This is a genomic window from Brevibacillus dissolubilis, from assembly GCF_006170445.1.
Taxonomy (GTDB): domain Bacteria; phylum Bacillota; class Bacilli; order Brevibacillales; family Brevibacillaceae; genus Brevibacillus_B; species Brevibacillus_B dissolubilis.
This window is the reverse complement of sequence record NZ_VCNA01000003.1, coordinates 481141-503614: the sequence shown is the minus strand read 5'-3', so window position 1 is coordinate 503614 and position 22474 is coordinate 481141. Positions and strand designations below refer to the sequence as shown.

Here is a 22474-nt window from a genome sequence, read left to right as displayed (position 1 = left end):
GAGGAAGGTACGATATGGCGGGTGTGGGGAATCAGACGTTTTCAAGGAAGGATTTGTTGCAGGAAAACCTGAGCGTGTACGATCGGGATGTGCTGGGGCTGACAGCGGAGGGGCGCAGGCTCAAATATCAGCAGATGTCGGCGAGTCCGTACACGTTCTATCGGGGCAGTGCGTATCATTTTTTCCGTGACCTGCTGCAGGAGGAGTTCATGCGGGAGGCGGGGACGAAGCCGACATGGGTTCAGGGTGACTTGCATATGGAGAACTTCGGGGTATTTCACAATGCACAGGGAGAGATCGTCTACGATGTGAATGACTTCGACGAAGCGTACCTCGGCTCGTATCTATTAGATATCGCGCGGATGGCGGTCAGTATCGTACTGGTCGGTGAAGAGAAGCATGTTAGGGCCGACGATATAGAGGAAGCGGTGCGTGCCTATCTCAAAGCCTACTATAAAGAGCTGACCCGCTACGCCCAGGGGGAAAAGGATCCGGTGACCACCCGTTTTACCGAAGACAACACCAAGCCACCGATCTCGACCCTGTTGAAAAAAACAGCGAAAAAACGCTCTCGCCTCACTCTGCTGGAGGAGTTCGCCGAGCTGGATGAGGACGGCTGGCGTCTGAAGCGCAATGAAGATCTGGAAGAGGTAGCACCAGAGATACGTGAGCAGATTATCGAACACTGGGGCCACTATATCGCGTCGATTCCAGCCGAGCAGCGGATGCGGGAGGGGAATTACAGGCTCAAGGATATGGCCCACAAGCGTAACTCCGGGACGGGAAGCCTCGGGCTGGACCGCTTTTACCTGATGATCGAAGGCGAAGAGGCGGGAACGGATGCGGTGGACGATATCATCCTAGAGATGAAGGAAGCCCGCTACTCGGTGCTGGACTCCGTTCTCCCTGATCATGATGCATTCCACGAGCGCTATCCGCATCCTGGGCTGCAGGTGATTGCAAGTCAGCGGGCGATGCAGCACCAGCCTGATCCCTTCCTTGGCATCGTCAGCATCGGGGAGAAGGATTATTACATCCGCGAGCGTTCGCCGTATAAGCGCAAGCTGAAGCTGGATAAGATCGAGACGCATAAGCATTTTCTCGCGGCACTGAAGGTGATGGGCAAAGCAACTGCCAAGATTCATGCACGGGCCGATGCAGATATCGAGGCGGGGTTGATCGATTATCACAGTGAGGAAGCGATTCTGGCGGAGATTGATGCGGATCGCGATGGGTGGTATGCGCGGTTGACGGAGTTTGCGGTGCGGTATGCGGGGCAGGTACGGGAGGATTATCGGGTGTTTGTGGAGTTGGGGGAGAAGGGATGGGAGGATACGGAATAGGTGAATAGATCATGAGAGACCCCTCGCGGTGATGGCGGGGGGTTTTGGTGTTTACCCTGTCCAACATAAGGTTCACAAAACCGCAACACATCACTAAACTCAATCCATTTTCGAACTTATACTAAACAACCCCCTCACACCCCCGACAAATGTGCTATAATAGTCTACGTATTTATCAGAACTCACTAACCTTTTCATAGTAAGGGGCGACTTATAGATGGAAAAAATCAAACAGTCCATGCTTGACCTGATCATCGAAACCTCAACCGTACTTCCTCCTGATGTGCGTCACGCGATCAATGAAGCGAAGAAACTCGAAGACGCAGGCACCCGTTCTGCACTTTCTCTGTCCACCATCGCGCAAAACATCAAGATGGCTGAGGAAAATATCTCCCCAATCTGCCAAGACACTGGTATGCCTACCTTTGAAGTGAAAACTCCTGTAGGTGTCAACCAGCTCGTTATCAAAAAAGCGATCCTCGAAGCGATCGAAGAAGCAACCAAAACAGGGAAGCTCCGTCCGAACTCCGTAGACTCCCTCACCGGCGAGAACTCCGGTAACAACATCGGCGCAGGTACTCCTGTGATCCACTTCGAACAATGGGAAAACGATTACGTAGAAGCCAAGCTGATCCTCAAAGGTGGCGGCTGCGAAAACAAAAATATCCAATACTCTCTGCCAATGGAGATCGAAGGCTTGGGTAAAGCAGGCCGCGACCTCGACGGTATCCGTAAGTGCATCCTGCACGCCGTATACCAAGCACAAGGCCAAGGCTGTTCCGCGGGCTTCATCGGCGTAGGCATCGGTGGCGACCGTACCTCCGGCTATGCACTCGCCAAGCACCAGCTGTTCCGCCGTGTAGACGACGTGAACCCGAACGCTGAGCTGGCACAGCTCGAAGACTACATCATGAAGACGGCCAACGAACTGGGCATTGGTACCATGGGCTTCGGCGGCAACACCACCCTGCTCGGCTGTAAGATCGGCGTGGAGAACCGTCTCCCTGCCTCCTTCTTCGTATCTGTTGCGTACAACTGCTGGGCATTCCGTCGCCAAGGCGTGAAGATCAACGCTGAGACCGGCGAAATCATGGAATACATCTACAAAGACCGCGCTGTAGAGATGGATCTGACCCGTGACGAGGCAGAAGGTCAGCCTGAGCGCCGCGAAGTCGTACTCGAAGCGCCAATCACCGAAGAGCAAATCCGCGAACTCAAAGTGGGTGACGTGGTCATCATCAACGGCATGATGCACACCGGTCGTGACGCTCTGCACAAATACCTCATGGATCACGACTGTCCGGTAGACCTCGATGGCGGCGTCATCTACCACTGCGGCCCTGTTATGCTCAAAGACGAGAACGGCGAATACCACGTCAAAGCGGCAGGCCCAACCACCTCTATTCGCGAGGAGCCTTACCAAGGCGACATCATCAAGAAGTTCGGCATCCGTGCGGTGATCGGTAAAGGCGGTATGGGTCCAAAAACCCTCAAAGCCCTGGGCGAACACGGCGGTGTCTATCTCAATGCAATCGGTGGTGCAGCTCAATACTATGCAGACTGTATCGAAAAAGTAGAGGGCGTAGACTTCATGGAATTCGGTATCCCGGAAGCGATGTGGCACCTCCGTGTCAAAGGCTTCGCGGCAATCGTAACCATGGACTCCCATGGCAACAGCCTGCACGCTGATGTAGACAAATCCTCTATGGAAAAACTGCAACAGCACGCAGAGGTTGTATTTAAGTAAGCAGCATACCTTTTCAAATAGAACACAAGAACCCTTCGGAAACCTAGCGTTCCAAGGGTTTTTTGTGCTTTTTTTCAATTTTACTGACAAAAGTATCAGAACATAAAAAATAATAAAATTTTCAAAAAAACATCATATCTTTTTACAAAATGTCATGCTACTATTGTACTCGTATGTAATAATTTGTCGTAAATCATTCAGAATTCCATCATTTTACCAAAAGAAAGGGTGTAGGAACTTGAAACTAACCTCAACACTGTGGAAAGGTCTTCTCTCGCTTAGCCTGGTACTTCCATTCTCCACTGCGTACGTCACCTCAACTGATACTGCATTAGCAGTAGGACCGCTTGATCCAGCACCTGTGATCCAGCCAAAGGTTGTGAATGCAAACAACGCCAAGAAAATCCTGTTCGACAACACCCACGCTCAAACAGCAGGGGCTGCTGACTGGGTCATCGACGGTGCTTTCTCCGATTTCGGGAACGCGCTGGCGAATGAAGGCTTCTACGTAACCGAGCTGCGCAAAACGACAGCGATCACGTATGACGACCTGAAAAACTACAGCGTATTCGTCGTGGGTGAAGCCAACATTCCGTACAAAACGACCGAGCAAGCTGCGATGGTTCAATACGTACAGAACGGCGGAAGCATTTTCTTCATCAGTGACCACTACAACGCAGACCGCAACAAAAACCGTTATGACGCAAGCGAAGTGTTCAACGGCTATCGCCGCGGTGCATGGGCTGATCCGGCCAAAGGGATGTCTACCGAAGAGCGTAATTCCTACTATATGCAAGATGTTGTTTCCTCCGACTGGCTCGGTACCAACTTCGGTGTCCGTTTCCGTTATAACGCGATCGGCGATGTAACTGCTAACAATATCGTTGCTCCTAGCCAAACCTTCGGTATCACCAGCGGCGTAAGCACCGTTGCGATGCACGCAGGTTCTACCCTCGCGATCCGCGACCCGAAAAAAGCAAAAGGGATCGTTTATCTCCCAACTACCACAGCAAAATGGGCAAGCGCAGTTGACCAAGGCGTATACAATGGCGGCGGCGTGGCAGAAGGTCCATATGCAGCGATTTCCAAAGTAGGCGCAGGTAAAGCAGCATTCATCGGTGACTCTTCTCCTGTAGAAGATGCCACCCCTAAATATCTCCGCGAAGAAACCGGCAGCACGAAGAAAACCTATGACGGCTTCAAGGAGCAAAACGACGGTGTACTGCTCGTGAACATGGTGAAATGGCTGGCTACTCCTGAATCCTACACCGGTTTTGACCAAGTTGCAGGTCTGACCCTTGACCAGCCAACCGCCCTGCTTTCTATGGAAACTCCTGAGACTTCCACTGAACCACAAGCAGAGCCATGGTCCGCACCAGCAACTGGCTACAAATGGTTTGACCCAATGACCTACAAAGCAGGTTCCTACGGCGCAGGCACTCCAGTAGGCGATGGTACTGTAACTCCACCTCCAGGCGGCGGTACTGGCGGCTACACTTGCGGCACAGGCATCTACTACTGCTTCCAACACCAAGCTACTCTGCCTAACGGCGTAGAATTCCCTGTACGTGTCGTACTCGACAACCAAACACCTAACACCACCATCTCCAACCTCAACCTGGGTGTCTACAACAGCAGCGGTACTCAAATCGCGATGGTTCAAAACGCTAACGGCACTTGGCCAACCGCTTACGGCTACAGCTCCTACTTCTCCATCACTACGGATGCTAACGGCCACGGTTATAAAGATATGAAAATGATCATCAAATCCGGCACCATTGGCGCTGCCAACATGCGTCTGCGTCAAAGCACCACCACGAAGGTAACAGAAGCAGTTACGATTGGAAATGTGGCGGTAGAGCCATTGCCATAGGCTTGGAAGACGTGAGATAAGAAAAGAAAAGAGTTACAAGGGAAACATAAAAAAGCATCTTCTCGTTAAAGAGAAGGTGCTTTTTTATGAATATACATTTACATATAGTTTCTTTCGATTATAATGTATTGAGTATTTTTTCCTGTTTTTGAAGAGAAACAGTTTTCATCTTTTCTTGTTATGGTTTTATTGGACCATTACTTGAGATACACCAATGTTTTGAGGAGGTACTATGAAAAGACGTTTGATTCACGTACTCCTGACAGTAAGCCTTCTGGCGACGACTTGGTTGCCGGCTGGTGTAACTGCACAGGAGGTAATAACAGAAGTCAAATCTACAGACTCAAATCCATCCGATACGAAAAAATGGGTAATCCAACAATCCAACTCAGACAAAGAAGACAAATCTCAAGTCACAGTGGGTAGACAACCTCTGACAGAAGAACAGATTACAAACATTCACTGGGATCAACTCACAACCAAGGAAGTACAGCAAATCTACAAGCATTTTGACCGTAAGAGTTTACAGATCGCTTCGTATTTTTATTCCAGTCTAAATCGACTGTTAACCGATGCAGAGTTACACGAGATGTACCAGTGGAACGATGAGGATATCCTGAAACATATGGAATCACTCAGTCCGTCTCAATTGCAGGCGCTGGTCAAGTACACTCCACTCATCCCCAACACCCAACGAAACTGGAAAAAGGAAAAAGAAGAACGCGAGAAACGACAAAAGGAAACAAAAACAGCGTTACGCACTGCAAGCCAGGCACAGCAAAGTACGGACTCCGTCTTGGCGAATAGCACCGACACCGGTACCACGAAGAATTTGGGTGGTACACTCAAATACAAAGAAATCGACCGCCCCTATCTGTATACCAGACAGAATACAGTTGAGCCGGTTAGTGATCAATTCCGTGACGCGAACCTTGTTGAGAATGACCTCATCCTAGAGGGACCGCGTGATATGGATCTCGTCATCACGCGCCGTTACAATTCTTCTCAAGCCACAACAAAAGAAATGGGATACTATCAGTCCGCGGACGATCCGACCAAATATTATAATGACACCAAAAAAAGACGATTTGCTAATGAATGGATTCCGTTCCCAGTTGGTTGGACACTGAACCTTCCATATTTTGAGTACACAGACAATGTAGTGGTCATCGACGATGCAGGCTCCCGTTTCCGTCAGGATGAGACTCACCACGAACGATGGACGATTCACCTTGATGATGGGACCACCCTTACGTACGAAAATGGCAGTTTTAAAGACTACCCATACCCGGCTGAACTGTCTTTCCAAATGGTGGATTATAGTCGAAGCCATTTTAAAGTAGGGAAAGGCGGATACGTCTACGAATATAGAACATACAACGAGGGAAAATCACTCGAAGTGACGAAAACCAACCCGTATGGTGATCGGATTACTTATCGTATGCACAAAGACGGGTCTGATATCACGATTACTGATTCTCTCAACCGCTATATCGTGCTCAATAACAGCACAAGTTACGGGATTGAGGAACTTCTCGTGTACGAGAATGCAGCTTCGACTTACTCGCCGATTAAGAAAATTGATTATGTAACCGAAAATGTCGGGGGTACGCTATATGAACCTGAGTATCTCAGGCTGTCTGCAGTGATAGATGGAGGGAGTGGCAAGCATCTCTCAGAGTATAGCTACTATAGCTATAAGCGATATGGGGAGTTCAACTACAGAACCTATTATTTGAATAATCCTGTCAGCGGCTTTGAAGACGGTACCTACGTATCCGAAGAGAATGACGATCTTTTCACGATGGAGTTTGACCTGCTGGAGAGAGTCACCTATCCACAAGAAGGATTGTCGATGAGGTACCAGTACTCCTCGTATGATGACTATTACGGGTTCCCTTTGCCGAAGAGCCAACGTGAGCGGATGGATGAACGCGGTATTGTGCGTCTTTATCAAGATGAGCATGCCTTATCCTATGTCAGCTATCATCCGGTAACCGATCTGGTTATCTCCTACAAGCCTTATGGAGAAACCATGGAGACAATGATCACGAAAAGATACATGACTTCGGATGAAACAGGCCGACGTTTCTGGGAAGTATGGAAAAAGCCGAAATCTGAGATTCCTCGCTTACAGAATGCTTCTGAACGATTTGGGGATGAGATTTTCTCATATGAAATCCTGCCATCGAACCGTCCGAACACACCAGACGAACCTACCGTTCTGAAAAAGTACCGGGTCAATACTCAAGGGAATAATCGTCTCCAGTACGTACGTTCCAAAAATATCAAAAAGAATACCCTAACAGCCAGCAACGGAACCGAAACCTATTCTTATAACCCAATCTCGTATGTCAGCTATGCCTACGTTGGTGACCAGACAGAGCCAACCTATGAGTTCTCGTTCGCAGATTCGCCAATCATCCCCCAGGCCACGCTTAACTATCTGAAAAACCCTACCGTCACAGGTTACACAGATTCTGTCAGGAACTATGCTGTTGTTACCAAATCCACGAAGGGAATCTTCTCCAGTTACAAGATCCGGAGCAGAACCTGTACCAGTTCGAATACGATTCCGAGGGTAACCTTGAGGCTGTCGTAGAGAACGGGAAGCGCACGTACGAATACACCTACAATAACCTCTCCTGGAAACTGACGGAGAAGAATCCGCAGACAGGAACGGTTGAAGGTTATGTATATACGCCGACAGGAGAAGTACGCCAGTTTACAGACAAAAGTCAGAACCGATATGAGTATACCTACACACCACTCTATGAAGAAGATGTTACCACCATCAAAGATAAGAACGGTGCAACGGTCTACACAGAGGATAAAGACTACGATTCTCTCAGCCGGGATCTTAAAAGCGAACAGAACAACAATCACACCATCACGTACGATTACGATCCGTTTAATCGTCTGACTGCACAGACCGTATTCTCACGGAAATATCAGATCGGCTACACCGACGCTGATGACCAGATGGACACGTTTACGTATCCAAATGGACCCTCTGTCACCTACCAATACGACAATCTAGGCAGGATGAGCCGATTGTCCAGCGTTGCATTCGGCACGTCACCAGTGGAATACACATATACCACGACATTAACGGATGAAACCATATCGATCAAATACCCCAATAACACGGGGATCACTAAGCTTTACAACTCATATGGGGAAGTAAAAGAGCTAACACACACCAAAGGCACCACACCGGTCTGGAAAGAATCCAACATCTACGACGGCTTCGGCAACCTCAGTCAGCAGACCCGAAACAGTCAGGTCCGAACTTATGAATACGACATGGTTGACCGGATCACAAAGGAAGTAACGCCTGCCGAGACACGCTCCTATAGCTACGACATCCGTGGCAACCGCAAGGAAATGGTATCCAATCAAGCCATCAATGAATCTGCGGCCACCTATGCTTACGACAAGCTTAACCGCCTGTCTACCTCCACGATGGATGGAGTCACCAGCAGCTACACCTATTTCCCCGGTGAGCTTAGGGCCACTAAGACAACAGGAACCAACACCACCAAGTACGTCTACTTAAACGATAAGGTCATCGAAGAACTAGATGCTTCTAACCAGGTAAAAGCCCGCAACTTCTGGGGTGAGGATCTGGTGTTCCGTCAAGACCTGAGCAGTATGGTCGCCAAAGAGGGCTTCTACTATCCGAACAGCCACGGTGATATCGTGGCGATGAAGGATAAGAGCGGAAATACGCTGAATGAGTACTCCTACGATATTTGGGGGAATATCAGCAGCTCACAGGAGACGATGTCGAATCCGTTCAAATACAGCGGAGAGATGTATGATCCTGAGACGAAGTTCTACTATCTGCGGGCGAGATACTACGATCCGGGATTGGGACGGTTTATTACGGAGGATACGGTTGAGGGTCAGGTGGATAATCCACACAGCCTGAACCTGTATACGTATGGATGGAATAATCCGTTGAAGTATAATGATCCGGATGGGCATTTTGCGGTTCTGATCAGAATCATTGTTGGGGTTATTGTACGTGCAGCTGCTCCGGTTGTAGTCAAACAGGTAGTTAAAAATGGTGGTAAAATAGCAAAACAGATTGCTAGTAACGGGAATAAAGGGAAAAAAGGAGCGGCAGGAGGAAGGTCAGGTAAACAGGCTAGACTTCGTGAGTTGGCCAAAGATGACAAGGTTTCGTCATCTTTGCGTGGAGAAATAAAACGTGATGTAAATGAAATTAAGATAGGAAAAAGGAAAAATATTAGAGTTCCTCAAGGTTATCAATTGGCTCACAGACGTGGTTATGAAGCGAGAAAAGGCTACGGCTACGAACATAGTGATTTACAGATCACAAAAAATCACAAAACACAGCATAAATATGATAATTATGGTAAAGGGAGAAAGAAATAATTAGGAGGAATTATGAATATAAAAGAGTTTGAATCAGTAATAAGGCAGCCTGCGAATAAAAGATATGCATATTTTATTAAAAAGGTAGTAGATTCTGAAAACGTATGGGGATTGTACCAAGACGGATGGGCAGTGACCGAAGACAATGATGGCAATAGGTTACTTCCATTTTGGCCGCGAAGAGAGTTTGCTGAACATTGTGCAGTGGATGGTTGGGCTGATTACACAGCTGAATGCATAGATCTTTATGAGTTTATGGATGAATTTTTACCAAGATTAATAGAGGACGGATTGAAACCTTCGATTTTTCTTAATAATAATGATTCTGCTGTATTAGAAGTTGAAACGTTGCTTGGGGACTTAAGAGCGGAACTAGAAAAATACTAATTATAACGTAAAGAGACTTTGAATGGATTTCATGCCTTTCAAAGTCTTTTTTTGGGATACTGAGCTTTCAAGGTTTTTTGATAGAGTGATAATTAAATGTTGAGAATATAGGTATTAATAATAAAATTACTTCCCTAGTGAGCTTAGGGCCAACAAGACAACAGGAACCACCAAGTACGTCTACTTCAATGACAAGGTCATCGAAGAACTGGATGCTTCCAACCAGGTAAAAGCCCGCAACTTCTGGGGTGAGGACTTGGTGTTCCGTCAAGACCTGAGCAGTACGGTCGCCAAAGAGGGCTTCTACTATTCGAACAGCCACGGAGATATTGTGGCGATCAAGGATAAGAGCGGAAATACACTGAATGAGTACTCCTACAACATCTGGAGGAATATCAGCAGCTCACAGGAGACGATGTCGAATCCGTTCAAATACAGCGGAGAGATGTATGATTCGGAGACGAAGTTCTACTATCTGCGGGCGAGATACTACGATCCGAGTTTGGGACGGTTTATTACGGAGGATACGGTTAAGGGGCAGGTTGATAATCCACACAGCTTGAACCTGTATACGTATGGATGGAATAATCCGTTGAAGTTTAATGATCCAGATGGGCATTTTGCAATATTAATCAGGATTATTATTGGAGTTATTGTACGTGTAGCAGCTCCAGTCGCTGTCAAACAAGTAGTTAAAAATGGTGGTAAATTAGCAAAAACGTTAGCTAAGAACGGTAGTAAAAGGACGGATAAAGGTCTTGAGACTCGGGGGTATAAACCTCAAGGTGATGAACGAACTCTTGAAGGGTATGTGAAAAAGAGCGTCCCATCAAATAAGGAAACCACTTTGCATACAAAGTCTAAAGGATTCAATAATAATTCCAGAAATTCCAATCCAGATGGACAGTTTAAAAGATTTGGAACTGATTCACATGGTGGTTTATCACCCATGTACACCAGCCGATCAGGAATGCAACGAAAAACGGAGAGGTGTTCGGTGGACAAGGTTCAAAAACACAAGGTGGTGGAGTAACTAAACCTAGTAAAAAGGATGTAAACCAACTTTATAACTACCTGAATAACGGAAAATATCAAAAATAAATTATGTATGTAGTGTAAATACAATCTAGCCTATGGAGGTTTACAACATGGCGGAGGTCACATTTGATTGTACTCAGTTTCTATCATTTGATGTAGATGGGGATTTCGGAATATCATCCTTGAATGGTTACTTTGAGGGAAATGGATATGATGTATTATTCGAGAAGAGTATTGAACCAGTGAAGTTGACACATTTAAGGAGAATGTTACAATCCATAACGATTGAACTACGAAACCAGGAATTTATGGGTGAGTTTGATGAGTGGTTTGAAATGGAAAATATACCATCAAAGATAGTTGAGTTCGGGGATGTTATTCAGGAGCTATATAAAAATGAATATATCAAGAATTTAACAGTTATTTTAGTACGTTATGCATATAATAACTACTTAGACGATCAGGTGTTTTTTGGGGAATATCGAATAGAAGATGTTAATGAAGGTTTATATAACGCTTCCTGTTTTGGTAATTCAGGAAATATTGTTGCTCTTCGATTTGTTAAGTAAAAATTCATTGTATTTGAATTGCAAATCGTATTTATTAACCTTGATAGACTCTATGTCTTTCAAGGTTTCTTTTTTTAGTCAGTAGGATGGAAAATAAGTTGGAAAGAAGAAAAGACATAAAGATGATGAATTGCGTAGAACGATATGCAAGTGTTAAGATTTTTAACCGAAAAAGTTTGATTGACGTCATACTTATCGAAGTTTCTGGATATACAATGAGCTTCGCATCATCATAGCAAGAGGGATCAATACAAGAAGTGGCCCTTTCTTCAACTACTAAAGACTACTAGTGTGTCATTGAAAATTATTTGTAATAAATCAGACCGAACGGTAATTTCAAATTATAGGAGTAACTAGCGTCTAATAAAAAGCGGAATTGGCTTTTATCCATTCCGTTCGGTTCATAGAACGAAACCGAGTTGATGATAGTTTGATTTTCAAAGGTTCTTTCGAGAAAGAGACAATATACTTGATCTGGTGTTTTGTAGGCCTGATTTGAAAATGTTCGTGATGGTATAGGCCATATAGACATTCAACAAGTAAACGATAATATATAAAAGTTAAGATTGTGGTACAGTTTAGTTGGAATCCATTTGAGGAGTATGGAATTTGACATTCCGTCAGCGGATATTCCAATACTCGGAAAATAGATACTACTCATTACCCGAAATTTTTGGGTGACTCAGAATTCTCTTCATACTTTTAAAATATCTTTTTGTTAAACTAAACCTATACATAAGCCATCATGTATAAATCGGGTGACTCATATGCAAATAATTGGAGCAAATCCACCCGACCCCCTCACCCTTCCATACCGTTAAACCTAACAGGAGATGTCCGTATGAAAATCATAATCGCCCCAGACTCATTCAAAGGCTCGCTCTCCGCACGACAGCTGTGCGAAGCGATTGAAATCGGAATACATAATGTAGAACCGGACGCCGAAGTGATCTCCATTCCACTGGCAGATGGAGGAGAAGGCACGGTCGAAAGCCTTGTCATGGCAACAGGTGGACAGCTGCACCAGACCGTTGTGCAGAATCCGCTCGGCAATCTCGTGCAGGCGCATTTTGGTGTCCTCGATGATGGTGTGACAGCCGTGATCGAAATGGCGCAGGCATCCGGACTGCCGCTGATCTCTGCCCAAGACCGCAATCCATTGATCACCACTACCTATGGAACAGGCCAGCTGATCCGCCACGCATTAGACCTTGGCTTTCGCCGCTTTATCGTTGGGATCGGCGGCAGTGCAACCAACGATGGCGGGGCCGGGATGCTGCAGGCGCTCGGAGTGAGGCTCGCCGACAGCAGTGGCAATGAGCTTCCCAGAGGCGGACAGGCACTCAATCGGCTTGCGCGTATTGACAGCTCAGGCATGGACCCGCGTGTTCATGAATCGACGTTTGTCATCGCCAGTGATGTGACCAACCCGCTGTGTGGCCCCAATGGTGCTTCGGCTGTGTTCGGTCCGCAAAAAGGTGCCACCCCGTTCATGGTCTCCGTACTGGACAAAGCATTGAGCCGCTATGCTGACGTGATCGCACAGACAACTGGAACGAACATCATCGACGTACCGGGTGCCGGAGCGGCAGGTGGTATGGGAGCGGCCTTACTCGCATTTCTCGGGGCACAGATGTGTTCGGGGATTCAGCTGGTGCTTGAGGCTGTCCGTTTTTCGGAAAAAATCCAAGGGGCTGACCTGCTGATCACAGGAGAAGGAAAGCTGGATGCACAGACCTTGTCCGGCAAGACGATTGCGGGCGTCGCTTCCTTGGCAAAAGAGCATGGTGTCCCTGTTGTAGCGTTGTGTGGGGCGCTGGAGCTGCACCCGGCTGAGCTTGACCAGTTGGGGATCACGGCGGCTTTTTCGATTCTCAACCGGCCTGCTACCCTCTTGGAAGCAATGCGGCATGCCGGGACGTGGACGACTCAGCAGACGGAACAGATGATTCGGCTATACAGACAGATCGGGGTCATTCGCTAGACGGGGGAATCGCCCGGATCGGTCAGTACACACACAGATATGAGAAGCGAGGGGCGGGCTTTTTACCGGATTGTTGCCTGTTCTAGTCATTCACCTAATTCTGGATGGACATAGGTTCACGCCTATACATAACCCAACCCATGGACATAGGTTATACCGAGTAAATGGAAGGGGAGGAGTGAGGCACGTGAACTATACGGTTCAACCGGGAGATACGCTCTTTGATATCGCTAGACGTTTTAATGTACCTGTAAATGTGATCATCTCAGCAAACGGACTGCAGCCTCCGTTCTTTGTATTTGTCGGTCAAGTACTGAGGATCCCAATCGCACCTGGACCGGGTCCGGGACCAGGGCCAGGCCCAGGCCCGGGACCAGGCGGGGACGTAGGACGCCGTATTGACCAAATAGAGAGACGACTCAACCGGATCGATAACCGGCTCGACCAGCTTGAGCGCCGGGTAGAACGTCTGGAACAGCGACCCCGTCGCTAATGGGTATAGCAAAAGGGAGGAGAGGTTTATCTCAAACCTCTCTCTTCTTTTTTGATGGACAAGGTGGTCTGGCTTTTGTCCGATATGTTTTGCTTGAATTTCTCGCCTTTCTTACGCTAGGATAAGAGAAAGAAAGTTCGGAGGGGGAACGATTTGTGAGCCAGCAATGGAATGTAGCATTATTACAGATGGACATCGCATTTGGGCAGCCACAAGCCAACCGTGACAAGGTGCGCGAGATGGTGGAGACCTTGGCCCAAGCAGAAGAAAAACCAGACATCGTACTTCTCCCTGAGTTGTGGGATACCGCCTATGATTTACATAGATTAGACGAGATTGCCGATGACAACGGAGAAAAAGCCAAGGAAGTGCTGGCTGAATCTGCACGTCGCTTGGGCAGTTTCGTTGTCGGCGGCTCCATTGCCGAGCGGATCGGCAACGATGTATACAACACTACGTATGTATTTGACCGTCAAGGTGAGATGATCGGCCGCTACTCCAAGGTACATCTGTTCCGCCTGATGCATGAGGAAAAGTACCTCGCACAAGGTGAAGCAGCCGGACAGTACGTGTTTGACGGAGAGCCGGTTGGTTCTGTTATTTGCTATGATATCCGTTTTCCCGAATGGATTCGCACTTATGCACTAAAGGGGACTAAAGTCCTGTTCGTCAGCGCCCAATGGCCACATCCGCGCCTCAATCACTGGCGTCAGCTGCTGATTGCCCGCGCGATCGAGAACCAGATGTATGTCGTGGCCTGCAACCGTGTAGGCGAAGGCGGCAAGGCGACATTCTGCGGCCATTCCATCGTAGTCGATCCATGGGGCGAAGTCATTGCAGAAGGCTTGCAGCAGGAAGAGATTGTTACAGCCAAGCTTGACCTCTCTGTCGTCGAAGACGTGCGTGGACGCATCCCTGTCTTTGCGGACCGCCGCATCAACCTGTACGACCTGTAAAAATGGGCGTGCCTGTATCCCCTGACATATCCCCACTCCCAATTCTTTGGCATACCGTGATAGAAGAGAGATGTGGAGGAGGTGCAAGGTACAATGCCAGGTCTAAGAGGTCTTCGTTATCATTTTGAGGGTGTCAGAGGCAAGGTTGTACAGATTCGCGAGCTCGTCGAAGTGCTGGATACGATGTTTGACTCTTTTTATCGGGTCAATCGGATTAGCCGGACGATGGTTAATGGGAATCGTGATCTCATTGATGAGGTTGATGAGGACTATTGATAGCGTTAAAAAGCAAGCCGGAGATGGTTCTGGTTTGCTTTTTTTATTGCTGCTTGGGGGTGAGGAGAAGAGCCGCCTTTCAAGCAGCTTCCCGTTTTTGGAACCCCGCTAGGGGGATTGGACTGGGCGCTGCGAAATAATCAAAAGTGGGTCGGGGCAAAAAGGTTCGAGGAAGCATAATCAAACGATGGGGTTTGCCCCTGAGCCGATTCGAAGAAGGATAGCCACTTTTGATTTTTTCTTCGCTGGGAAGGGTTCCAAAGAGGGGCACAGCTTGATGGCTCTTCTCCTGTGGGGTTGCAGTGAATAAAAAAAGCAAGCCAGAGGTGGACTGGCTTGCTTTTTATCGATCAATGATGATGGAGAAGATTTATTTAGAAAGACATTTAGCTGGGTGGGGAAAATATTTGATCCGTCTTTATAAGCTGGGGCATTTACGATCAAAGCGCTGAGCTAGGACACAGGAGTATTTTTCTTTTCCCTCAACAACTGGAGGAGAAGAGTCGCCTTTCAAGATGAGAACCTCTTTGGAATCCATCTCAGCGAAGAATCACGCAAAAGTGGCATATCATCTTCGAATTAGCCAAGGGGCAAACTCCTTCGTTTGAATACGCTTCTTCGAACCTTTTTGACCCGGCCCACTTTTGTGTGATTCGCAGCGGACAGTCAATCCCCTCGCAGGGTTCCAAGAAGGTGAACAGCTTGAAAGGTGACTCTTCTCCAACGAACCAAACCAACGAGAAAAGAAAACTACTCGATCTTCCCCTGCGAAGCCATGCGCTCCTGAGCAAGCCGAATCATCTCTTTCACCATGCCGCCACCCAGTTGTCCACCGATCTTACCGGCATCATGGGAGGTCAGCTGTCCGTTATACCCATTCTGCAGAGGAATCCCAAGCGAATCAGCGACCTTATGCTTGGCTTGTTCCGGCTCAAACACGTTTTGCAGTCTGGCTTTTAACATATCCAATCCTTGTTGTGATCCGGGGACTAATGGTTTACGTCTGCTCATGTTCGCACACACCTCCATCAGGTAGTATACCCTCTAGATCTGCGCGGTACGTTGCGTAAAGTTGGTATCGCGGTAATACATGTCCGCTACCAGCAGATTCGGTCCGGCACACCGGGCAGTTGGACAGAAGCAGTTGATTTTTTGATTGAGCGGGTGGGCCTGCCAGCGGTCGAACATCGGAGTCAATGCATCGTTTTGGATGAAGCCGAGTGGGCCGACGTCACCGAAGTCGGTCACGGTTACTTCGCCGGTGAATACGTTCAGATTGAGACGGTTGCGTCCATCCGGGTCATTTCGGGTGGTTACATTTTTCGCTTCGCGCAGACGCAGGATCAGCTCACGGTCCTCGGCTGACTCACTGCAGGCAAAAAACGGCAGCGTCCCAAACAGCATCCACATCTCTTCGTCGCGTACATCCAGCAGGTGATGAATCGCCTCACGCATCTGTTGAATGGAGAGCATTGGCATATCACGGGCAAAATCGCTTGGATACATCGGGTGAACCTCGTGACGGACACAACCCATCTCACGGATCAACTGGTGAATCTGATCGAGCTGCTGCCAGGTACGTACATTGATCATCGACTCAGCGGAGACGAATACCCCGGCATCGGCCAGCTTACGGGCATTTTCCATCGTGAGATTGTAAAGAACTTCCGCCTGTTTGAGCGAAACGGATTGCTTGGCATTTGCGTATACAATGTTATGGAAATCTTCGGGCTTACTATAGTTCCATGACATGTGCATTACATCAATATACGGGAGGATCAGCTCATAACGGGAAAAAGGCAGAGACAGATTGGAGTTAATCTGCGTCCGCAAGCCACGGTCTACAGCGTATGTAAGAATCGGCAGAATCGTCTCTCTCACAGTCCGCTCGCTGTACATCGGTTCGCCGCCTGTTATACTAAGAGTGAGCAGATCCTCACACTCGTCCAATCGGCGCAAAATGGTATCGATCGGAAGCACTTCGCCATCCTTGAGACTGAGCGTATCACCGACAGCACAATGCTCACAACGAAGGTTGCACAGATTGGTCACGGTGAATTCCACGCTAGTCAGTTTATAATGAGGCGGAGTGACGTTATATAGCGGCTCCCATGGATCGTTGGCAGGAGTCAATGGTGTGTTCGGAACTAATCGAATCAAGGGAATGAAACCTCCTAACAGTCATTACATTCAACCTATTATAACGAGAACGGCAAAAGAAGGGAAGGAGAATACCAATGACGATAATCACGGGAGCTTCTTTCGCAAATGGTGTCTTTTACCACAATCATAAAGTACTGGCGTGCGCCGAGGTGAAAAACGGCGTGATTCATACGTGGGGCGAGCCGATGACACTTCGTACGTTGTTCAAAATGTGGCTGCGGATTTTCGGCGGACTGCCGTGGTATTATAACCTGCTCCATGCGGCGATGGTGTTGTACCTGCTTTTCCCCGTGTTTGGCGAGATTGACCCGCTGTGGCTGATTGTCTATCTGATTGGCTTTCACTTCGTCTTTCCACGCCAGCTTAAAATGTTCCATGGTGCAGAACATAAGGTGTTCAGTCACGCTGGGATCAAAAAACTGGACAAACAGGGGCTGGATGAGATTGCACGGGCGTCGATCGTCAATGCGGGCTGTTCCACGAATGTGGTGACGAGTTTTTTTGTCCTGTTCCTACCGGCACTCCTGTTCTTGCCGCTGTGGGCCAGTATCTTGGCAGGAGTTAGCGGGATTGTCCTTGGGATGCTTGGGATAAAATATGCACAAGAGTATATGAAACCACTGTACCAACTCTCCGGCTTTCTGCAAAAGTACGTGACGACCAAGGAGCCGAAGCGGGTGCATCTGGAGACAGCAGTGCGCTCCTACCTGATGTTTTTGCATGTCCAAACCCAAGTGCAAGCGACCCAAACGACTACATAAGGGTGAAACGGGGGAGTCATGAAAACCGAAACCAAGTACATGTACGGCCTGATTGCAACAGCCGGATTATTCCTGCTGTTCCAAGTGTTTGGGCAGATCATCTGGGGAATGTCCGGGCATGAGCGGGGAGGATGGCTGCTTGATGTGGCCACCGTGATGTTTGCGTTTTTTATCCTGCTCCAGGGCATCTGGCTGTATCAGGACAAACGGGATTGGATCGCCACAGTCTACCTGGTTTTGTGCGTGGCTGGTTTTGTTTATTTGATGATGTGGATATGGTAACCAATCAGGAAGCCAGCGCATTTGGTCTATGTGCTGGCTTTTCTAACTTTTTCTTGTATTATCACTTATCTATCGGTAAAATTTTGAGGTAGAAGATCACCTGTACATATTAGCTGAATTGGTGACGGGTTTACCCCCGTTGAAAAGGGAAAGCGGTGCAAATCCGCTGCAGCCCCCGCTACTGTAAGCATGGATTGTTCCTGTCTGGAAGCGTTGCCACTGGTTGTTACTCCAACTGGGAAGGCGGCAGGAACGTAATGAAGTGCAAGCCAGGAGACCTGCCAACTTAGCCAACCTTTCCTTTTGCGGGCGGACAAAAGGGGCGTTGCTGTGGGCCTGTTCTCCCGGTGCCATCTCGACCCCCTTGTGCGTTATTGCAGAGGGGGTCTTTTCACGTGTCAGGGAAACTCAGCAAAGGAGCGATACCCGAAAATGCAACTTACTCTTCGCAGATGGTCACCAGCCATCTCATTGGCCCTCATCGTCAGCTTATTTGTCTCTTCCTTTATGATCACAAGCACCGCACAGGCGGCGGAAGACCTGAACCAACAGGTCTACACCAGCATGAAAAAGGCGGTCAAATATTACTACAAAAGCAACCGCAGCTACGAATTCAAAAGCTTCGACTGGGAGCTAATCGGTCTTCCGGCAGCTGGTGAGAAGCTGACCAGCACCAAATGGCTCGACAAATCCAAAAAATCCGTCCTCGATTACTGGGCAACCGCGATCAAAGACGAGAAAAACCAACAGCCGGGCAACCTCGCGAAGCTTGCCATCGGTCTGATGAAAAACGGCTATGATCCAGCTAATTTTAACGGCATGAACCTGTTTGAGCTGATCGCCAAGCAACAGGAAGAGAACGGCCGCATGGGAGATGACACCTATACCATCTTCAACCAAGGTCTCTCCATCATCGCCTTCGAAATGTACGGCTATCAGGATTATGACCGTGCCCAAGCGGTTGAATTCATCCTCAAGCGCTACAAAGAATTCCAATCCATCGACGAGGAAGCATTCATGCTCAACGTCCTGCCGTTCATCGGTGATGTAGACGGCGTCGACGAAGCCAAAGCAGAAATCCTTGCGAAGCTCGCTGATGCGCAAAACGAAAATGGTTCCTACACCTCCTGGGATGTAGAAAGCCCTGATACGACCCTCGAAGTGCTGATCGGTCTGGTCAGCGCAGAAGAAGACGTATACGAAGCACCATGGAGCAACAGCGTCAAGTTCGTCCTGTCCCACCAAGTGGCTGACGGCGGTTTCAAAAGCCCGTATTCCAACGGCGAATCCAGCGCCTTCACAACCGAAAAAGCTCTGATCGCGCTGACTTCTCTCAAACAAGCAAGCCCGCTCTACGAAATCCTCACCGATAAAGAAAAAGCAGCCCTGAAAAAATATCTGCCAACCGTGAAAAATGACGGAACCCTGCAAGTGTTCGACGGTATCGATAATCTGCTCAAGAACAAAGGCGTAACCGCGTCCAACAACGTATTCACCGTGAGCAGCGAGCAAGTCTACGTACGCCTCAACGTGAAAAATATCCCGGCGACAGAAGAAAAGCCACTCGCCGTGCTTGTGAAAGCGATGAAAGGCAAAGAAGTGGCAGCAGTCGCCATCGTAGAAGGAAAAGGCGCTCTGGATCAAGTAACAGCGGGTCTGACACTTGATAACGGGGATTATACCGTGGAAGTGAATTTCTGGTACGGACTCGGGGAAAAGCCTGAAGTAGCCAAAGAACCAATCCAATTCGCGCTGACCGTGAAGTAGGTGAGGACTCACCATGATTCGTTTTAACAAATGGGTAGTGCTGTTGCTCCTGCCGCTGCTGTTGCTCGGATTTCAGCCAGCGGGAGGGGCACAGGCCGCCTCTTTCGAACAGACTGCACCGGGAAAACCAGCCTCTTTTGAAGTGAAATTGAACAAGGAAACGCTTACCATTTGGGGCGAGACGGGAGCGCTTGACCCGCAGCGTGTTCCTCTGTTGGTAAAGGACGAGAAGGGACAAATCCTCTACTTTACCGAAGTGGCAGGTGGGGGAGGTGCTTTTCAACTCTCCATCGAATTGCCACGCTGGACGGCTGAAGGGACAGCAGTAGCCACCCTATACGGCGAGGGTATCTATTCCAAAGAGTTTGAGATCAAAGAAGAAAGCAGCAAACCGCAGAAAAAGCTGGAGGTCTCGCTCCGAGTCGTTGGCGAAGACAGCGAAGAGCTCGTCGCGCGTACCCAGCAGAGCATGAGCAAGGGCTCGTCTGTGTATGACCTCTTAACGACCGTATTGACCCAGAAAAAGATCGATTATGAAGTGATCGACCCGGAAGAAGACAGACGTGATGTCTATATCAAAAGCATTGACGGTCTGACCGAGTTCGAGCATGGACCAGGCAGCGGCTGGGTCTACAAGGTGAACGGGAAAAGCCCGCAGATGCCGGTTGACCGTTATCTGCTGGAGACTGGTGACAAGGTAGAGTTCCTCTATACGATGGACTTCGGGAAATCGGAGGGAGCTACTGGAGGCTCTGATGTGGGCGGCAACCGTCTTGTGTATAAGACGAGCGACGAGTCGATCATCTCACGTGCGTTCAACGCTCTTGCATTTGCCGATGGGCATGAGGAGATTCTCCATATCGCCAACACCATGTTCTGGGATCTGGCATCTATGGAGGACAGCGAACGGGGCGACTACACCGAGGATGTCGCACAGTTCCTGCAGGCAGCTTACGAGCAAGGGGCGGCTCTGGAGAAAAAGGAGTACGACAAGACGGCATCCGGCAACTTTTTGATGGTAGAGCTCTCTTCTCTGGAGACCAAAGAACTGATCGAGGAGCAGGAAAAAGTCCGCGAAGGCTTGGAGGAGATGCTGGAGAGCTCCAAGCTGTATAAGCATTTGCTCCAAGACCTAAAGCCTTATGTCGTGATTCCTTTTGAAGAGAGCGACGACGTAAAGAAGTGGCAGGTGGTCATCTCTGCCGACTCATTAAAACGCATGCAGGAGCAAGGCATCCACTTGGCGATTCTCGGACCGAAGCTTCGCAGTGAATGGACGCTAAAGCAGGGCATCGAGATCGACAAAAGCTTGTCAATATACTATCGCCTCTATGATGACAAGGAACAGACCGCCCAACTGGAAGCATGGCAGCCAACCACGGGTGACACCCCGGTGCCGCTGACTCCGACCTATCATGTAGAAGTGGATCATCCGGAATGGGTCACCACCCGCACCTATGTGCCGTTGACTGGTGCCCTGATGGATCAGGCCTGGCCGATCACCTTTACCCGCAGCAAGGAAGGGGAGGCGTGGCACCCGGCAACCGTCAAGTCACAGGCAGATGAGAGCAGAGTGGTACTCGATGGGACCACATCTGGTGATTTCGTCGTGATCTCGCATGCTCATAGCTTCGGGGATGTCATCATGCTGCCGGAAGAGATGAAGTGGGCGCAGGAGCCGATTGCCGTGATGTCTGCGCTTGGTATCGTAAAAGGGATGACATCCGATTCGTTCGAGGTATCCAAAGCGGTGACACGTGCGGAGATGGTGGCGATGCTGTCGCGCATCGTAAGCGGAGAAAACGGCGGGACGGATGGACTGGGCAAGGCTACGGCGGCTTCGCTCGCAACCACACAATCGGTTAAACCGATCGCTTTTACCGATGTACCATCCAACAGCTGGTATGCTCCATATGTGGCCCAGGCTGTAAAAAGCGGCTGGGCAAGTGGACGCAACGCCAACACCTTCGCTCCGAATCAGACGATCAAGCGTGCGGAGTTCGCCGTGATGCTGGCGCGGGCTTATGAGGTACAGCAAAAAGCAGTGAATTCTGCTCCAGGTGTGAGCGCATCAACCGCAACTGCGAGTTCAGTTGCGACTGAGTCTTCAAGTGCGACTGTGGATTCAACCGCAACAGCAACTTCAAGCTCAACGTCTGCTTCGACTAAACCCACCAGCTTCACCGACGAAGCCCTCATCCCATCCTGGTCCAAGCAGGCGGTCACACTGGCCGCATCCCGAGGCTGGCTCAAAGGCCGTGTCGATGGAAGCTTTGACCCTGCGGCGGGGATGAACCGTGCGGAGGCGACAGCGGCGCTCTATCGCTACTATTTAGATGTCTTTATCCATAGCACCAACAACCACTGATTTTGACAAACCGATACGATCAGGCAGAGTAGGCGGATTTTTTTCCGACCTACTTTTGCCGTT

General features: G+C 48.8%; 18 protein-coding genes and 1 riboswitch. Of the genes, 16 read left to right on the top strand and 2 right to left on the bottom strand.

The genetic code is table 11. The features are described from left to right. Window positions 1-14 precede the first annotated feature (14 nt). From FGI41_RS08475 to FGI41_RS08420, 12 genes are all read left to right on the top strand, one after another. Window positions 15-1343: a DUF2252 domain-containing protein gene (locus tag FGI41_RS08475; RefSeq protein ID WP_176560187.1), complete on the top strand. Its 1329-nt coding sequence runs from the start codon at window positions 15-17 to the stop codon at window positions 1341-1343. A gap of 217 nt (window positions 1344-1560) precedes the next feature. Continuing rightward, complete coding sequence (locus FGI41_RS08470; protein ID WP_139489511.1) at window positions 1561-3090, top strand: fumarate hydratase; 1530 nt, start codon at window positions 1561-1563, stop codon at window positions 3088-3090. Between the two features lie 238 nt (window positions 3091-3328). Next, window positions 3329-4963 (top strand): DNA-binding protein, encoded by a 1635-nt coding sequence (locus FGI41_RS08465; protein WP_438358007.1) that lies wholly within the window; start codon window positions 3329-3331, stop codon window positions 4961-4963. Between the two features lie 232 nt (window positions 4964-5195). Then, window positions 5196-7565: a hypothetical protein gene (locus FGI41_RS08460; protein ID WP_139489510.1), complete on the top strand. Its 2370-nt coding sequence runs from the start codon at window positions 5196-5198 to the stop codon at window positions 7563-7565. Between the two features lie 452 nt (window positions 7566-8017). Beyond that, entirely contained in the window at window positions 8018-9367 is a 1350-nt protein-coding gene (locus tag FGI41_RS25255; RefSeq protein WP_218015221.1) for a polymorphic toxin type 8 domain-containing protein, read from the top strand. A gap of 12 nt (window positions 9368-9379) precedes the next feature. Continuing rightward, window positions 9380-9754, top strand: coding sequence for a DUF2750 domain-containing protein (locus FGI41_RS08450; RefSeq protein WP_139489508.1), 375 nt, complete (start codon window positions 9380-9382; stop codon window positions 9752-9754). Window positions 9755-10013: 259 nt separating this feature from the next. Then, entirely contained in the window at window positions 10014-10787 is a 774-nt protein-coding gene (locus FGI41_RS25705; RefSeq protein WP_368656643.1) for an RHS repeat-associated core domain-containing protein, read from the top strand. A gap of 115 nt (window positions 10788-10902) precedes the next feature. After that, the gene (locus FGI41_RS08440; protein WP_139489506.1) at window positions 10903-11361 is read left to right on the top strand and encodes a hypothetical protein; all 459 of its coding nucleotides are present in this window, start codon (window positions 10903-10905) and stop codon (window positions 11359-11361) included. 841 nt (window positions 11362-12202) lie between these two features. Then, window positions 12203-13345 carry a glycerate kinase gene (locus FGI41_RS08435; protein WP_139489505.1) on the top strand — a complete coding sequence of 381 codons (1143 nt, stop codon included), beginning with the start codon at window positions 12203-12205 and terminating at the stop codon, window positions 13343-13345. A gap of 187 nt (window positions 13346-13532) precedes the next feature. Continuing rightward, complete coding sequence (locus FGI41_RS08430; RefSeq protein ID WP_139489504.1) at window positions 13533-13838, top strand: LysM peptidoglycan-binding domain-containing protein; 306 nt, start codon at window positions 13533-13535, stop codon at window positions 13836-13838. A gap of 155 nt (window positions 13839-13993) precedes the next feature. Then, window positions 13994-14794 carry a carbon-nitrogen family hydrolase gene (locus FGI41_RS08425; RefSeq protein ID WP_255298378.1) on the top strand — a complete coding sequence of 267 codons (801 nt, stop codon included), beginning with the start codon at window positions 13994-13996 and terminating at the stop codon, window positions 14792-14794. A gap of 93 nt (window positions 14795-14887) precedes the next feature. Then, a complete protein-coding gene (locus tag FGI41_RS08420) occupies window positions 14888-15070 on the top strand; it encodes a hypothetical protein (RefSeq protein WP_139489503.1) in 183 nt (60 codons plus the stop codon). A 750-nt stretch (window positions 15071-15820) separates the two neighbouring features. Here the strand turns inward: FGI41_RS08420 and FGI41_RS08415 are convergent. Together FGI41_RS08415 and yfkAB are read right to left on the bottom strand one after the other, a co-directional pair. After that, window positions 15821-16081 carry a small, acid-soluble spore protein, alpha/beta type gene (locus FGI41_RS08415; RefSeq protein WP_139489502.1) on the bottom strand — a complete coding sequence of 87 codons (261 nt, stop codon included), beginning with the start codon at window positions 16079-16081 and terminating at the stop codon, window positions 15821-15823. 33 nt (window positions 16082-16114) lie between these two features. Then, on the bottom strand, window positions 16115-17230 hold the full coding sequence (gene yfkAB, locus FGI41_RS08410; protein WP_139489501.1) for a radical SAM/CxCxxxxC motif protein YfkAB: 1116 nt from the start codon (window positions 17228-17230) through the stop codon (window positions 16115-16117). 77 nt (window positions 17231-17307) lie between these two features. Between yfkAB and FGI41_RS08405 the strand changes: the two genes are divergently transcribed. From FGI41_RS08405 to FGI41_RS08390, 4 genes are all read left to right on the top strand, one after another. Continuing rightward, window positions 17308-17994, top strand: a complete 687-nt coding sequence (locus FGI41_RS08405) for a DUF1385 domain-containing protein (protein WP_368656642.1) — start codon at window positions 17308-17310, stop codon at window positions 17992-17994. An 18-nt stretch (window positions 17995-18012) separates the two neighbouring features. After that, entirely contained in the window at window positions 18013-18276 is a 264-nt protein-coding gene (locus FGI41_RS08400) for a hypothetical protein (RefSeq protein WP_139489500.1), read from the top strand. Between the two features lie 102 nt (window positions 18277-18378). Beyond that, window positions 18379-18576, top strand: a riboswitch (cobalamin riboswitch). A 132-nt stretch (window positions 18577-18708) separates the two neighbouring features. Beyond that, window positions 18709-20043 carry a prenyltransferase/squalene oxidase repeat-containing protein gene (locus tag FGI41_RS08395; RefSeq protein ID WP_139489499.1) on the top strand — a complete coding sequence of 445 codons (1335 nt, stop codon included), beginning with the start codon at window positions 18709-18711 and terminating at the stop codon, window positions 20041-20043. 13 nt (window positions 20044-20056) lie between these two features. Beyond that, window positions 20057-22411: an S-layer homology domain-containing protein gene (locus FGI41_RS08390; RefSeq protein ID WP_139489498.1), complete on the top strand. Its 2355-nt coding sequence runs from the start codon at window positions 20057-20059 to the stop codon at window positions 22409-22411. The last annotated feature ends 63 nt before the right edge of the window (window positions 22412-22474 follow it).